The organism is Bradyrhizobium sp. SZCCHNR1002, assembly GCF_032381435.1.
Classification (GTDB): domain Bacteria; phylum Pseudomonadota; class Alphaproteobacteria; order Rhizobiales; family Xanthobacteraceae; genus Bradyrhizobium; species Bradyrhizobium aeschynomenes.
On record NZ_JAUHIS010000001.1, the window covers coordinates 15696 to 30383 of the forward strand.

13 protein-coding genes are annotated in these 14688 nt (G+C 61.5%); 5 read left to right on the forward strand and 8 right to left on the reverse strand.

All coding sequences use genetic code 11. The annotated features are described in order from the left end of the window. Window positions 1–17 precede the first annotated feature (17 nt). The 3 genes from QX108_RS00080 to QX108_RS00090 are packed head-to-tail and all read right to left on the reverse strand — an operon-like array spanning window position 18 to window position 3215. Window positions 18–305, reverse strand: coding sequence for a hypothetical protein (locus tag QX108_RS00080; protein ID WP_315785118.1), 288 nt, complete (start codon window positions 303–305; stop codon window positions 18–20). Next, complete coding sequence (locus QX108_RS00085) at window positions 292–2604, reverse strand: hypothetical protein (RefSeq protein WP_315785114.1); 2313 nt, start codon at window positions 2602–2604, stop codon at window positions 292–294. Before QX108_RS00085 ends, QX108_RS00080 begins: the two co-directional genes overlap by 14 nt. Further along, window positions 2601–3215 (reverse strand): hypothetical protein, encoded by a 615-nt coding sequence (locus QX108_RS00090; RefSeq protein ID WP_315785111.1) that lies wholly within the window; start codon window positions 3213–3215, stop codon window positions 2601–2603. The genes QX108_RS00085 and QX108_RS00090 overlap by 4 nt, the downstream gene beginning before the upstream one ends. A gap of 613 nt (window positions 3216–3828) precedes the next feature. Between QX108_RS00090 and QX108_RS00095 the strand changes: the two genes are divergently transcribed. Next, on the forward strand, window positions 3829–4200 hold the full coding sequence (locus QX108_RS00095) for a tRNA-binding protein (protein WP_315785173.1): 372 nt from the start codon (window positions 3829–3831) through the stop codon (window positions 4198–4200). Between the two features lie 20 nt (window positions 4201–4220). Next, window positions 4221–6176, forward strand: coding sequence for an alpha amylase C-terminal domain-containing protein (locus tag QX108_RS00100; RefSeq protein ID WP_315785170.1), 1956 nt, complete (start codon window positions 4221–4223; stop codon window positions 6174–6176). Window positions 6177–6569: 393 nt separating this feature from the next. Here the strand turns inward: QX108_RS00100 and QX108_RS00105 are convergent, their stop codons facing one another. Next, window positions 6570–7499, reverse strand: a complete 930-nt coding sequence (locus tag QX108_RS00105) for a sugar kinase (RefSeq protein ID WP_315785108.1) — start codon at window positions 7497–7499, stop codon at window positions 6570–6572. Then, the gene (locus QX108_RS00110; protein ID WP_315785105.1) at window positions 7486–8523 is read right to left on the reverse strand and encodes an SPFH domain-containing protein; all 1038 of its coding nucleotides are present in this window, start codon (window positions 8521–8523) and stop codon (window positions 7486–7488) included. Before QX108_RS00110 ends, QX108_RS00105 begins: the two co-directional genes overlap by 14 nt. 109 nt (window positions 8524–8632) lie before the next feature. On the opposite strand from QX108_RS00110, the gene QX108_RS00115 reads away from it, so the two are divergent. After that, a complete protein-coding gene (locus QX108_RS00115; protein ID WP_315785102.1) occupies window positions 8633–9391 on the forward strand; it encodes an NUDIX hydrolase in 759 nt (252 codons plus the stop codon). Window positions 9392–9562: 171 nt separating this feature from the next. On the opposite strand, the gene QX108_RS00120 is transcribed toward QX108_RS00115, so the two are convergent. Continuing rightward, window positions 9563–10135: a hypothetical protein gene (locus QX108_RS00120; protein WP_315719546.1), complete on the reverse strand. Its 573-nt coding sequence runs from the start codon at window positions 10133–10135 to the stop codon at window positions 9563–9565. Between the two features lie 436 nt (window positions 10136–10571). Between QX108_RS00120 and QX108_RS00125 the strand changes: the two genes are divergently transcribed. Then, window positions 10572–11798 (forward strand): CaiB/BaiF CoA-transferase family protein, encoded by a 1227-nt coding sequence (locus QX108_RS00125; protein ID WP_315785099.1) that lies wholly within the window; start codon window positions 10572–10574, stop codon window positions 11796–11798. A 158-nt stretch (window positions 11799–11956) separates the two neighbouring features. Here QX108_RS00125 and QX108_RS00130 read toward each other — a convergent pair whose 3' ends face one another. Beyond that, on the reverse strand, window positions 11957–12202 hold the full coding sequence (locus tag QX108_RS00130; protein WP_315785097.1) for a hypothetical protein: 246 nt from the start codon (window positions 12200–12202) through the stop codon (window positions 11957–11959). Between the two features lie 112 nt (window positions 12203–12314). Further along, window positions 12315–12983 carry a TetR/AcrR family transcriptional regulator gene (locus tag QX108_RS00135; RefSeq protein ID WP_315785094.1) on the reverse strand — a complete coding sequence of 223 codons (669 nt, stop codon included), beginning with the start codon at window positions 12981–12983 and terminating at the stop codon, window positions 12315–12317. 208 nt (window positions 12984–13191) lie between these two features. Between QX108_RS00135 and QX108_RS00140 the strand changes: the two genes are divergently transcribed. Then, window positions 13192–14427, forward strand: a complete 1236-nt coding sequence (locus QX108_RS00140; RefSeq protein ID WP_315749560.1) for an acyl-CoA dehydrogenase family protein — start codon at window positions 13192–13194, stop codon at window positions 14425–14427. Window positions 14428–14688 lie beyond the last annotated feature (261 nt).

Sequence of the window (14688 nt, forward strand, 5' to 3'; positions counted from 1 at the left end):
ACAGACTTAGTTCGAAATCAGTCGCGATCTTTAGGATCTTTGGCCTTGCGCGACCGATATGCAGACAATTCTAGACGTCGCAAATCTGTCTGATCTTGCAGCAATTTCAAGTTTCGATCGAGAATATCTGCCGTCCACAGCTCTTCAGCAATTTCTTGATCTTTCGCTGGAAACGAACGAAATTCAATCAAGCTAAGTTTGTTTAGCTCTTTAACGCGAAGCAACTCGGCTTCTTCCCGATCGTTTAGAGATCCATCCGCATCTTGATCGAAGTACTTGAGTGCTACCTTCTTATAAAGATCCATCTTGGCTCTCCGGCAAGACTAGACTTTGATATTTTAGTTGAGCGCGTTCTAGAGAGGTTCTGTTTTCATTCCAACGCGAGGCCGTCGCAGGGTGGGGATGCCGCAGAATTGCGGATGCCTCACGATTTAGATGTTCTCTCAGGCCTGCGTACAGCCGATACTTCTCAAAGGTCGTCGAGTTGTCAGAGGCGTGGACCTCCTCAATCTTCTCGGTTTCACCGATCAAATAGAGGGCGATGCTGGCGTTGTTGAGGCAGTCGGCAATCCAGATTGGATTGTCTGGGTCACGTCCTTTAAGAAACGCAGAGAGTTCTCGATCGAAGATGCGGCTTCCGCAGATGCTTTCCGAAAGGTATGTGGTCGAGTATAGGATTTTGGTCAGTCCAATAATGCCTTTTGTTGTAAGATAAAGAGGGACATCATTTATATGTCGAGCATCAGTGCTTCCGTCCCATTTAATCAATTCAGTTCGAATTAGGACAAACAAAATGAAATTGAATGCTGGTTTAGGAAGACAGTATCCCAGGTTCTCTATGAATTGTCGCACCTCTCGTGAATTGCATCGATTGTTGAAGTAGACATATTGGAGTACTCTGATGAGCAGCAGTATCGCGGGCTGTCTTTGGGATTTCGAGGTAATTTCATAGTCGTAGAAATAATTGAAGAGACATCCAAAGTTCCCGGTCTCCTGATCTCGGTCCTCAATTTGGGGAATTAATTTCTCAAAGCTATTTTCATTGAGTAGCTCTGTTGCGCGTGCGGCGTCGAGTTGTAGCTTTGGAATGAGTTGGCGCGTTTCGTTCAGGAATAGATCTTCAAATGCTAAGTGCCTAGGGATGTCCCTTATGTTGTTAGTCTGCGCTAGTGATGTCCATATCGTCTTTATGTCAATTCCGGATGCCTCTCGATCAAGGCTTATGCTTCCTTCCGATACTGATCGATAGAGACTTGAGGTGAGCGTCTGGCGAATATGTCGCTTCATGCTGCGCGCGTTTGAGCCGAACAAGAATGCCATATGACTAGAGGCGAGCATGCCTGTTCCGTCGAATACGTGCTTATCAATGCCTCGAAAGATGTCGGCTGTAAGCTCTTTCGATCGGTGAATAGTTGGATCCGAAGATTGAGTTATGTATTTAGCAATGTTGTCTACTAGTTGGTCATACTTTGGAGGAATTATCCAATATCGTGGATAGTCGACCGGACGTACGCCGCTGCTTGTGATGCGTGCTCTCAGGTGGTCAAATGTTGTGTCTCGGAGATAGAGAAGGTAGTGATTGTCGGTGTGAAATTTGAGTGGTTGAATGCGCTCTGTTTTTTCGTGGAGGCCTTTCAAGAGTTGGATTAGTGGCACGATCGGAGTGGGAGCTTGCTCGTCGAACAAGAAGTGTTCGATCCTTGTGCTATCAAATCCGTCAAATGAGATTGCATATTTTAGGCCTAAGCTGGCGGATGTGTGCTTCAAGAATTCAAATCTATATGCATCATCGATTTGATCAGCGTACTTTTGGTATTGGAGTCGAGTTCGCGAGTCTATCGGGGTTCTTTGCCCGTCAATGGTGTCTTTGCGGCTAGCCTCATGCAATTTTCGAAGTGAGTTTTCGGCTGTCGGTGCGAGTTTTGCGTCGCCAATGAGGCGAATGATATCGTTATCGCTGATCAGTCGTGATCCAAAGACGAAAAACAGCAAATCTCTGAACTGGCATTGTCGCATTTGGTTGAAGAATTCGAGGTCGATCCTCTCGAGCTTTGAGGTGCGTTTATTATATTTCGAATATTCGAAACGAGTGGGTATGATCCTGTGCTGCCAGAAAAGACGTAGGCAAACGGAGAATAACGACTTGCTGAAGAGGGTCTTCCCGGATCCCGTTGGTCCTACCAAAAAATTCACAGTAGGAGTCCCGGTTTCGGAGTTCTTCTGTATTCGGGAATTAAGATCTCTAAAGATAGCGCAAAACGCGCGGTCAACTTTGTGTTCGTCTTCAATGTAATTTCCGGGTAGGCAATTTATGGTTCTGGAGATGTTCGAGTTGAGGCTGTCATCGTCGATCTGCGATCCGTAGCGGCGCGCTAAGTAGGCCCGGAAAAACGTTTCCGCTGATTCAACTGTAGCAAACTTGTAATGATTCAGAATGTCGTTGATCGGCGTGCCGAACGGTAAGTCGTCGGGACATCTTTCAATTCTCGTGAGCGCCTCGCGCGATCTGCGGATATCGCTGTGGCGGTATCGACCTAAAATACGCTGATGAACTCGCGGTAGGTCGTTAGACGGCGGGAATGGGGTGTGGAAGATTGTTGTCATTCAATTATGATCGAAATAAACTTTTGTCCCAAACGCGTCAGGGTGGTCTTCTGATCAGATTGATTTATCAATTGGAATAGTCGGAGTCGATCCAGGGAGAAATCGTGAATTTCTTTCATGTCTGGCGTATTGAGTCTTATCTCGTGCAGCGTTGTTGCGAGGTCCAAGGATGGTCGTGCTGAGTTTGGAAGTTCGGAAAGGCTCGCAAGTAATGCGAGCTCATAGGATGTAAGAGTTTCGCATATATCTAACAGGTGAGATCGTATGACTTCTGATGGATCTTGTTCGGGGGCGTCGTAAAGAATCTTAGCCAGAAGTGGAACCTTAGGAAGGTCGACCTTCCTTGCAATATTTATTGCTTTTTCTAGCAGCAAATCTGAGTAGGCCGTTTCTTTCGTGTTCTCGAGTTGCGCTACTCTTTCAAAGAGCTCATCTATTCGTCGACCTTGGTGCGCGCTGAGCTGCGCCTCGACTAATACAGAAATGCTCTCTCCAACGTATGGAACTAGCGGTATAAGAGCGCGCAATGTTCGTCCGGGTATTGACTCGGCCGCGCGCAGAGCGGGGCTCGGTCGTGTAGTTTTTGATGTCGGCAAGTCGCTGTTGTTCAATGGAGCATTCTCCCGGAGAGCGTCACCTTCCGAAATGTGGCAAAATATAGGCGTGGATTCTGTCGTATGCAACCGGAAAATGAGTGGCGCAGGCAGAGTTCGCGTTGGTGGAAACTATGTGTTCTCAGGTCGGTTGGGGCGTGGCTTCGGCCTGATGCCTGACGGTCTACCGATTTACGCCTAGTCGTTGACGTGAGGTTCTGGCGGATTGGCAGTCCATGCGGGGTGTCAAGAGCAACGGGAGCAAGCGAATTCGTCGTTTGTCCCCGCGTAGTGGGCAGGTCACTGAGACTTGACAGGGCCAGCGCGGTAAGGGGCCGCTTGGATCAGTTACCGTTTGGCACCTGTCTTCTGGACCCTATGTGTCTTCCGCAATTCAGGCATCGCAGCTATTAAATTTTTGCGGAGCGGCTTCGGTTGATCCTGTGCGTCGTGCGGCTCTTAGGCCACACAGGAGTGAACAAAAGTCGGTGGGGCTTGCGTTCCCAGGCCCGTGCATTGTCACCGCCCGACCCGGCGACTAGAAATTGATCCGGTTGAGGAATTTCCAATTCGCGCCGCGCCGGGAACCATGATGCCCCGCCGGCCTGTCCCCGCGTTCGATGAGGCCGCCATGCATCTCGCCCATGATCCGACAGCACCCGCGGCCGCCCAGATCAGCTTCGACCAGTTCCTGGCCGTCGACATCCGCGTGGGCACCATCGTCGCCGCCGAGCCGTACCCGGAGGCGCGCAAGCCGTCGCTGAAGCTGGCCATCGACTTTGGCCCGGCCATCGGCACCAAGCGCTCCAGCGCGCAGATCGCCTCGCTCTATGATCCGGCCACGCTGGTCGGCCGCCAGGTCGCGGCCGTCGTCAACTTCCCGCCGCGCCAGATCGGCAAGTTCATGTCGGAGGTGCTGACGCTCGGCTTCCCGGACGAGGCCGGCAATGTCGTGCTGTTCAAGCCTGACAACGCCGTGCCCAACGGCGCGCGGCTGTTCTGAGCGGGGACGAGACCGTGGATATGCTGCTGGAACCTGTTACGCTGCCGCCATTCCCCGAAGGCATCCGAATTTCCTTGAGGCAGATGCATCTTCTCCAGGCTCCCATGGGCGGCACCCTGGTGACCGGCGGCGCCACCTTCCGCGTGTTCGCGCCGCATGCCAAGGCGGTCTACGTGTCCGGCCCGTTCAACGACTGGACGCAGGATGCGAGCTGCCGGCTGGCGCCGATCGGCAATGGCCATTGGGCGATCTTCATCCCCGGCCTGAAGGACGGCGACGCCTACATGTACTTCGTCGAAGGTGAGGGCAATTCGGGCTACAAGCGCGATCCGCATGCGCGGCTGCTCACCGTCGATCCACCGTTCCCGCAGGCGCATTCGGTGCTGCGCAATCCGCAAGCGTTCCCCTGGCATGATGCGGATTTCACGCCGCCGCCCAACAACGAGCTGGTGATCTATCAGCTTCATGTCGGCACGTTCGACATGAAGGCCGGCAATCCCGACGGCTGCTTCTTCGACGTCATCGAGCGCGTGCCGCATCTCGCCAAGCTCGGAATCAACGCCATCGAGCTGCTGCCGGTGCAGGAATTTCCGACCATGTTCAGCATGGGCTACAACGGCACCGACCTGTTCAGCCCGGAGACCGATTATGGCGAGGCGGAGGAGGCGCATCTCGCGGCCTATTTCGCGCGCACCAACGAGATCCTGACGGCCGCCGGTGCTGCGCCTTACGCCGATCTCGGCGTCGTCAGGCATTGCGACGACCAGCTGCGCGCGCTGATCGACGTCTGCCATGTCCACGGCATTGCCGTGCTGTTCGACGTCGTCTACAACCACGCTGGCGGCGGCTTCGACGAGAACAGCATCTGGTTCTTCGATCGCCAGCCTTACGGCGATCCCAACCGCAGCCTGTATTTCACCGACCAGGGTTGGGCTGGCGGCCAGGTGTTCGCCTATTGGAACGCCGACGTGCGGCAGTACCTCGTCGACAACGCCATCATGCTGTATCGCGAATATCACGCCGACGGCCTGCGCTTCGACGAGGTCAGCGTGATGGACCGTTTCGGCGGCTGGGCGACCTGCCAGCAGCTCACCGAGGCGCTGCGCGCCGAGAAGCCGGACGCGATCCAGATCGCCGAATTCTGGCCGGTGAATCCGTGGGTGGTGAAGGACATCGCGCAAGGCGGCGCCGGTTTCGATGCGACCTGGAGCGACGGCCTGCGGCTCGCCGTGCGCGGCGCGATTGCCAGTGCCGCTGGAGGGGCGGGGGCTCAGGTTGCCATGCAGCCGATCGCCGCCGCGATCGCCGACCTCAGCCTGAGCAATCGCTGGCGCGCGGTCAACTCGATCGAGAACCACGACATCGTGTATGCCGGCCGCGAGCCGCGCATCTCGCGTCTCGCCGATCCGATCGACAGCCGCTGCTGGTACGCGCGCAGCCGCTGCCGCGTCGCCACAGGCCTGTTGCTGACCGCGCCGGGCATCCCGATGCTGTTCATGGGCCAGGAGCTGTTCGAGGACCGGCCGTGGAGCGACACGCCCAGCCTGGACACCACGATCCAATGGGCGCTGCTCGACGGCGAGGACAAGATCACCGCCGATGCGATGCGCTTCACATCCGAGCTGATCGCCATCCGTCGCACCCACCCGGCGCTGACTTCCGAGGGCTGCGCCATCGTCCACGTCCACGACGCCAACCGCGTCCTCGCCTTCCACCGCTGGGATGGAAAGGGCGACGACGTCATGGTGATCGTCAGTTTGAGCGAGACGCCATGGCGCGACTACGCCATCGGCTTTCCGGCCGGCGGCACCTGGCACGAGGTGTTCAACAGCGACGTCTACGACAATTGGGTCAATCCAGGTGTGGTGGGCAACAACGGCGCGGTGAATGCGAACGGCCCCGCGCTGCATGGCCAGCCGAATTCGGCGATGGTGACGATTCCCGCCAATGGCGTGCTGGTGTTCGCGCGGAGCTGATGCGCCGCCCGCGCTCTCTCCGTCATTCCGGGGCGCGTCGCGCAGCGGCGCGAGCCCGGAATCCATAACCACAGGCTGGCGTGTGACGCGAGATGATCGTTGAGCCGATCCTCGACAAACAACCGGTCGTGGTTATGGATTCCGGGCTCATCCGCGCTGCCTCAAAATGGCTTCGCCATTTTGCGCGCGAATGCCCCGGAATGACGCGTGGAGAGAGCGTGCAACCCCTGCGCAGAGCGATATGCGCGAGGAGATCCGAACTATTGCCGCCATCATTGCGAGCGCAGCGAAGCAATCCAGGGTGGTGGGCGGGACTCTGGATTGCTTCGCTGCGCTCGCAATGACGTGGTGAGAGCGGGGCGCGACATCGGCGAAGTCATCTGCAGGGCCGGACTACACAATCAATCGCCCCTGCCGCTCCGCAATGCCAATCACGGCCTCGGTCCCGGCATTGAAGTCCAGATGATCCGCCTCGATGCCATCCGAGAAGATCACGCCGTTCTCCGGCATCAGCGAGCGCAGGCGCAATGTCTCGCCGCCGTCGAGACCGCCGCACACCAGCGACGTCTGCGACGTCTTGCTCGGAAACGGCTCGCGGACGGCAAAACGCAAGGCGCGGGCGTCCCAGGGCAGGGCGGTGTAGTCGCCGTCGCCATGGCTGCCATAGCGGCCCGCGATCGCCAGAGCACCGGTGACGATGCTCTTGAACCAGGCGGTCGAGCCGAGGCCGGTTGCCACGATCAGCCCGCTCGACGACTGCCGCTCCTGCCGCTCGCGCGTCGCAATCTCGTAGCGCGCCGACACATGCGTGCGCGCGCCGATGAAGAGGTCGTTGACGGCATAGAGCACCTGGCCGTCGGCGAGGCTGGCGCGCGCCATGGTCACCACCTTGGCCGCGCGCTTGTCGGCGGCGACCTCCGGCAGCAGGTTCGCGAGATCATCCGGCGCGAACGGCAGCAGCACGCCGTCATGGCGCAGGGAGTCCGGGTTGAGGCCGAGCAGCGGCTGGCCGTCGAGATATTTCATGGTGTTGGCGACCAGCCCGTCGGGCCCGAGGGCCGCGACGATGTCGGCGGGGCCGAAGATGAAGTTCGGCAGGAAGCCGCGGTCGACGATCTGGTAGCGGCCCCAGCGCTCCAGCGTCTGCGTCGCCGTGGCGCGCGCGGCCTGGTAGGCCGCGTGCTCGCGTTCGTAGTCGGAGAAGTCGGCGCCGAGATGCTCGACATAGAAGCGGGCCTGGTCCGCGGTGAGGAATTTTGCGATCAGCTCCTCCAGCCGCGTTCTCCTGGTGACCAGGATCACCTTGCGGTCATTGCCGGACACGGGGGGCCTCCGCGGGCTTCTGCATCAGGCTGTTCAACAGCTCCGGCGAGACGTTCAGCTGCCCGATCTTCTCGGCCTTTTCGGCGAGGCCAGAGAACGCCTGCGCGATCAGCTGGCCCGGCTGCATGCCGGTCGCGGCCAGCGCCTGGATCACGCGGGTGTCGACACCCTCGAAGATCTTCATCAGCGCGCCGACGCGATAGGCTTCCGCGTCCGCCAGCGTGCGGGTGTTGGCCGCGTTCAGCGACACGAAGTCCTTGCGCTTGGCCTCCAGCCCGATGTCGGCGACCATGCCGGCCTCGCGCAGTTCGTTCTTCTTGGCGGCCACGCTGGCTTCCGCATCCATCTGCGTCTCGCGGATCGAGCGCTTCTTCTGCTCGACCGCGATCTCGGTATCGAGCTCGCTCTCGCGGATCGCCCGCTCGCGCTCGACCGCGAAATTGCGCCGGGCGAAGATGGCTTCGTCAGCGGTCTTCAGGATCGCCTCGCGCGCCTCGGCTTCCAGCGCCTTGGCGGTCTCCGGCGTCGGCTTCACCGCACGGACGGCGACGCCGAGGATCTCCAGCCCGAGCGCATCGATGTCGGCCCGTTGCTTCAGCCCGGCCGCGATCGCCTCCGCGATCCGGTCAGAGGCGCGCAACGCTTCCCGGAGGGTCATGTCCTTGACCGCCTGCTGCGCCAGCACCTCGACCGCGCCGAGCACGCGCTGCGGCAGTTCCTCCGGGTCGTCGGACTCGTAGGTCTTGCCGTCGCGCTTGAGCGTGAAATTCAGCATCGCCGCCGCCTTCTTCGGCTCGCCGATGCGGTAGGTGACCTGGCCCTGGATCGTCAGCGTCTGAAAGTCGCGGGCGATCTGCTGGAAGATGAAGGCGGCGTCGCGGCTGCCGATGGGAACCGCGACCAGAGAGGTGGCGGGTCCGTAATAGAAGGTGGAGAGCCCGGCGCCTTCCTCGACGATCGTGCCGGCGCGGTACTTGAGCAAATAGGTGGTGGGCTGGGCCTTGATGAAGCGTAAGCCGAACATGGCGGCCTCCTGACGTTTGATGGCGTAAGTGTGTCACGCCAACTAAGTAAGTTGGACAGTACAACTAAGTATGCTAGTGTCAAGCGGCAAAATCGAAGGGGGCGTCGGTATGGCAGGACGGCAGGGACCGGGAACCGGGGCGGGGGAGCCGGTGCAGAGCGGGGCCAAGAGGCGCGCGCTGGATTTCCCACGGCCGCTGACCACGGTCGACATCGTCATCTTCACGATCCGGCAGGAGGCGCTGCATGTGCTGCTGGTGCGCCGCGGCCGTGCCGAGGGTGAGCCGTTTCCGGATGCGCAGGCGCTGCCGGGCGGATTCGTCGACGTCGCGAGGGATCGCGACCTCGAGGCCTGTGCGCGGCGCAAGCTCGCCGAGAAGACCGGCGTGGTCAGTCCGTATCTCGAGCAGCTCGGCAGCTGGGGCAGCGCCACGCGCGATCCGCGCGGTTGGTCGGCGACGCATGCCTATTTCGCGCTGATCCCGGCCTCAGCCGCGGAGACGGCGCTCGCGGCCGATGCGCAATGGTCTCCGCTTCAAGGCGCGAGCGTGAAACCGAAGCTCGCCTTCGATCATCAGGAGATCCTGCAGGCCGCCGTGCAGCGGCTGCGCAACAAGGTTGAATACACCTCGCTGCCGGCCTATCTGATGCCGGAGGAGTTCACCTTGCCCGAGCTGCAGCGGACCTACGAGATCGTGCTGGATCGTCCCTTGGAAAAGAGCGCGTTCCGCACCCGCATGCTCTCAGCCGACCTGATCGAGCCGATCGACAAGATGCGCAAGGGGCCGAACCGGCCGGCGCAGCTGTATCGGTTAAAGGCTGCGGCAGCGCCGGTGTATTTCGCGCGGACGTTCAACGCGCCGGAGTGAAGCTCTTGTAGCCCGCATGAGCGAAGCGACATGCGGGGTCCCACGCGCTGCGAGGGTGGGCCCGCCTGCTTCGCCACCGTCATTGCGAGCGAAGCGCGCTTCGCTCGCAATGACGGGGATGAGAGGATAGTGCGCCGCGCGACCGCTCGCGCCGCGTGGCGCAAGGCTTGGTCAGGCCGAGAAGTCCACCACCAGCGACTTGCTGGTCGAGCTCGACGAGCTGCTGCCGTTGGCGCTGTAGGACGAGGTCTTGCTGCTGTTCGAGCTCTGCAGCGCCTCCAGCAGCTTCTTCAGGAGCTCCTCGACCTGGGACGAGGAGTCCGACGACGTCGATGACGAGGTGCTCGACGTGGTGTCGGTGCTGGACTCATCGTCGCTCGGAGGCGGACCGGGCGGCGGACCACCGGCGCCACCTGCGCCGCCCGGACCGCCGGAGAAGGCGTTGGCAAATACGTTCTTCAGCTCGGTCGCCTGGTCCGAGGTCAGCTTGCCGCTGTCGACCTCGCTCTGGATGAGATCGTCGATCTTCGACTGCATCTCCTCGGGCGACGGCGGTTTGCTGGAACTGGTCGACGCCGACGAGCTGCCGCTCTGCAACGCGGAGTCGATGTCGTCGAGCGCCGAAGACAGCGCGGTCTGGTCTGCGGAGCTGACCTTGCCGGCCGAGACTTCCTTGGTGAGCTCCTGCTTGAGCAGGTCGAGCGGCGAAAAGCCGGTCATGGAGGAGGCGGAGATCGACGTCATGGCATGCTCCGAGGGTTGCGACATCAAACCTGCCTCCAGGTGGGGCTCGAACGATTAACGGCTGCTTGTTCCATGTGTACGGATGTGTCTGGACCCGCCGCGCACACAAAACGAAGCAAGAAAGTCGACCGACTGGCGCGAATTCCGGATGTGTGCACCAGAGCTTGCCCCGCGCCCGCCGTCATTCCGGGGCGCGCGAAGCGCGAGCCCGGAATCCATCGGGCGGCAGAACGTGCGGATAAATGGATTCCGGGCTCGTGCTGCGCACGCCCCGGAATGACGACCTCTCCTGGAGAGGCGGCTCACCTCCTGTCCCGGGCAAGGCCGCATGCCGAGAGCGCAGTGCTCGGACGGCCGAAATGGTGTATCCGCGAGTGACTGGCGGCGCCCCGCGGGGCATGTCCGCCACAAGGAATAAGATCCCGGAGGAACATTCATGTCGGCCCTGCCGCTGTCTGGCATCAAGATTCTCGATTTGACCCGCGTGCTGGCGGGGCCGCTCTCCGCCCAGATGCTGGCGGATCTCGGCGCCGAGGTGATCAAGATCGAGCGGCCGGGTACCGGAGATGACGCGCGCGCCTTCGGCCCGCCCTACCTGAAAGACCCCGAGGGCAAAGCCAACAACAACAATTCGTTCTACATCTGCGCCAACCGCAACAAGAAATCGGTCACCGTCAACATCGCCTCGCCCGAGGGCCAGGAGATCATCCGCGCCCTCGCCAAAGACTGCGACGTGTTCATGGAGAACTACAAGGTCGGCGACCTCAAGCGCTACGGCCTCGACTACGACGCCATCAAGGCGGTCAATCCCGACGTGATCTACTGCTCCGTCACCGGCTTTGGCCAGACCGGGCCGTACGCGCCGCGCGCCGGCTATGACGCGATCTTCCAGGCCATGGGCGGGCTGATGAGCGTCACCGGGCACATGGACGGCGAGCCGGGGGCGGGGCCGATGAAGGTCGGACCGTCGATCGTCGACTACATGACCGGCATGAACACCTCGATCGGCATTCTCTCGGCGCTGTATCACCGCGACGTCAATGGCGGCGGCGGCCAGCATGTCGACGTCTGCCTGTTCGACACCGTGATCGCCTCGCTGTCGCATTACGCGCAGATCTTCCTGATCAACGGCAAATCGCCGCCGCGGCGCGGCACCTGGGGCAATGGCGGCATGCCGGCCGGCGTGTTCCGCTGCACCGACGGCGAATTGATGCTGGTGGTCGGCAACGACGCGCAGTTCGCGCGCACCTGCGCCGTGCTCGGGGCGCCGGAACTCGCCACCGATCCGAAGTTCGTCAAGAACAACGACCGCGTCGTCAACGGCAAGGAGATCATGGCGATCTTCGCCGGCCTGTTCCTGAAGAACTCGGTCGCGCATTGGCTGGAGGAGCTGGAGAAGGCGGGCGTGCCCTGCGGTCCCGTCAACGACTTCGCCCACGTGTTCGCCGATCCGCATGTCCGTTCGCGCGGCATGGAGGTGAAGGTCGATCACCCGTTCGAGCCGCAGCTGTCGGTGATCCGCAACGCGCTGACGTTCTCGGGCACCCCGATCACCGACTACCGCGCCCCGCCATTGCTCGGCGAGCATACGCAGGACGTGCTGGCGGGGCTCGGCTACGACGCGGCGAAGATCGCGGCGTTGAAGCAGCAGGGCGTGGTGTAGGGCGCGACAATCGCGGCATTCCCCGGTGTCGTCCCGGCGAACGCCGGGACCCATAACCACCGGCCGCGGTGCTGATCCTCTCTCCCCGCGTGCCTCAAGACGGATCACGCGGTATGGGTCCCGGCGTTCGCCGGGACGACCCGTGGAGAAAGTGTGCCTCAGTTGTGGCGGTGGTGACGGTAGCGCTTCGCCTTGTGCCTGGGCGCGTGATAGCGCGGCTCTGACACATACGGAGCCGGCGGCGGCGCCCCGAGCTGCTGCCGCGACTCCTGCAGGCGGCGCTGATAGCCCGGCGAGTTCATGATGTTGGCGGCGGCGCCGCGCGCCAGCACCGGCTCGCTGGCCGTCAGCAGCGCGAGGGATGATGCGACGAAGGCGAGCAGCATTTGCGGTCTGTGCGTCACGGCGAGACTCCATGATGAAGCGCGGGATCTCGTAGTCCGGATGAGCGATGGTGACATCCGGGTTCGCCACGACCGCCGGTGATGACCCCGGATGTCGCTACGTTCATCCGGGCTACGGAGTGCGCGCGGCGATCCTGGCCTTCGACTTTGCCGCCGGCACGCGCGTGGTCAAGCCGAGCACGGCGCCGCGCACGACGCGGTCGATCACATCCTCGACATCGTCGAGGTCGCATTGTCCGTCGGACAGCTTGGTGAGGCGCTCGCTCTCGCGGATGGTGTGATGCGCCATGGCCAGCGCGAAATGCAGGCCCCAGAACAGGTCGACTTCGGAGCTCTCCGGCAGCGCGCGCTTCATCGCTGCGGCGAATTTCCGCAGATGGTCGATTTCCTTGTTCTTGATGCGGCGAATTGGCGGCACCGATTCGATCGAGGCGCGGATCATGAAGCGCGCCACCGGCGAACGCTGGTTCTCCGGCCCCAGGCAGCCGCGCAGGATCGGGCCGACGAGGGCGCGCAGGATGGCGCCGATCTCGGCGCGGCCGCCGCCGGCGTCTTCCGCCGCCCGCAATTCGCGCAGCCGCTCGCGGTTGAGCGCGATCGAGCGCGTCACGAACAGCTCGGCGATCAATTCGTCCTTGGAGCCGAAATGATAGTTCACCGCGGCGAGGTTGACGTTGGCCTCCGCGACGATGTCGCGCAGAGTCACGTCGGAGAAGCCGCGCTCGGCATAGAGCCGCTCCGCCGCCACGAGGATCGCAGTCCGGGTCTGGTCGGTCGCCATAGGGTCCCCGTTGCGTTTCAAACGATTGTATGAAACTATTGTTTGAGACGGCCGGAATGTCAATCGCGGTGCTTCCGCGCGGCGAGATTTCGGCACTGCAGCGACGATCCCGGAGAAACCGTGCCGCGCAAGATCGCTCTTGCGCTGACGCGGCCAGCGGATCGACACTGCAGCAAAACGCGGCCAGGAAACACCCAAGGAGAGTCCCATGGACTTCACGATGTCGGCGAAGCAGCAGGAATGGCTGGAGCGCGTGCGCAGCTTCATGACCAAGCATGTCCGCCCGGCGGTGCCGATCTACAAGCAGCAGGACGCCGAGGGCGACCGCTGGAAGGTGATCCCGATCCTCGAGGACCTCAAGGCCAAGGCGAAGGCCGAGGGCCTGTGGAACATGTTCATGCCGCCGTCGCCGCACGAGGACGACGAGTTCCGCGGTGCCGGCCTGACCAATCTCGAATACGCGCTGCTGTCGGAGGAGATGGGCCGCATCTCCTGGGCCTCCGAGGTCTTCAACTGCTCGGCGCCGGACACCGGCAACATGGAAGTGTTCATCCGCTACGGCACCAAGGAGCAGAAGCGCAAATGGCTGCGCCCGCTGATGGACGGCGAGATCCGCTCGGCGTTCCTGATGACCGAGCCGGCCGTGGCCTCGTCCGACGCCACCAACATCGAGACCCGCATCGTGCGCGACGGCGATCACTACGTCATCAATGGCCGCAAATGGTGGTCATCGGGTGTCGGCGACCCCCGCTGCAAGATCGCGATCCTGATGGGCAAGACCGATCCGTCCGCCGCCAAGCATCAGCAGCAGAGCCAGATCCTGGTGCCGCTCGACACCCCCGGCATCAAGGTCGAGAAGATGCTGCCGGTGTTCGGCTTCGACGACGCGCCGCACGGCCACGCCCAGGTGCTGCTCGAGAACGTCCGCGTTCCGGCGGAGAACATCCTGCTCGGCGAGGGTCGCGGCTTCGAGATCGCGCAGGGACGTCTCGGCCCGGGCCGCATCCATCACTGCATGCGCACCATCGGCAAGGCCGAGGAGTCGCTGGAGAAGATGGTGCGCCGGCTGATGACGCGCCAGGCGTTCGGCAAGAAGATCATCGAGCATTCGGTGTGGGAGCAGCGCATCGGCGAGGCGCGCACCAACATCGAGATGTGCCGGCTGCTCTGCCTCAAGGCCGCCGACATGATGGACAAGGTCGGCAACAAGACCGCGCAGGGCGAGATCGCCATGATCAAGGTCGCCGCCCCGAACATGGCGCTCAAGATCATCGACGACGCCATCCAGGCGTTCGGCGGCGCCGGCGTGTCCGATGATGCGGGTCTTGCCAAGGACTACGCCAACATCCGCACGCTGCGCCTGGCCGACGGCCCGGACGAGGTGCACAACCGCGCCATCGCCCGGCTCGAGATGAAGAAATACGCCAACGAGCCGCGCCACTAAGTGTAGACTCGTAGGGTGGGCAAAGCCTCCGTCGTCGCGCGAAGCGCGATGATGGAGGCGTGCCCACCATTTCGAGTCAAAACAAGATGGTGGGCACGCTTCGCTTTGCCCACCCTACCAATGTCAATGTGCAGCGGTGACTCACCACTTGCGTCATTCCGGGGCGACGCGCAGCGTCGAACCCGGAATCCAGAGATGAGTTTGACAAGATCGAGATTCCGGGTTCAGCCCTCGCGGGCTGCCCCGGAATGACGAACAGCC

What these genes read in the sequence shown, in the direction of transcription:
- QX108_RS00080 (WP_315785118.1), bottom strand. Translation starts at nt 305, where the DNA reads ATGGATCTTTATAAGAAGGTAGCACTCAAGTACTTCGATCAAGATGCG.
- QX108_RS00085 (WP_315785114.1), bottom strand. Translation starts at nt 2,604, where the DNA reads ATGACAACAATCTTCCACACCCCATTCCCGCCGTCTAACGACCTACCG.
- QX108_RS00095 (WP_315785173.1), top strand. Translation starts at nt 3,829, where the DNA reads ATGCATCTCGCCCATGATCCGACAGCACCCGCGGCCGCCCAGATCAGC.
- QX108_RS00100 (WP_315785170.1), top strand. Translation starts at nt 4,221, where the DNA reads ATGCTGCTGGAACCTGTTACGCTGCCGCCATTCCCCGAAGGCATCCGA.
- QX108_RS00110 (WP_315785105.1), bottom strand. Translation starts at nt 8,523, where the DNA reads ATGTTCGGCTTACGCTTCATCAAGGCCCAGCCCACCACCTATTTGCTC.
- QX108_RS00115 (WP_315785102.1), top strand. Translation starts at nt 8,633, where the DNA reads ATGGCAGGACGGCAGGGACCGGGAACCGGGGCGGGGGAGCCGGTGCAG.
- QX108_RS00120 (WP_315719546.1), bottom strand. Translation starts at nt 10,135, where the DNA reads ATGACGTCGATCTCCGCCTCCTCCATGACCGGCTTTTCGCCGCTCGAC.
- QX108_RS00125 (WP_315785099.1), top strand. Translation starts at nt 10,572, where the DNA reads ATGTCGGCCCTGCCGCTGTCTGGCATCAAGATTCTCGATTTGACCCGC.
- QX108_RS00135 (WP_315785094.1), bottom strand. Translation starts at nt 12,983, where the DNA reads ATGGCGACCGACCAGACCCGGACTGCGATCCTCGTGGCGGCGGAGCGG.
- QX108_RS00140 (WP_315749560.1), top strand. Translation starts at nt 13,192, where the DNA reads ATGGACTTCACGATGTCGGCGAAGCAGCAGGAATGGCTGGAGCGCGTG.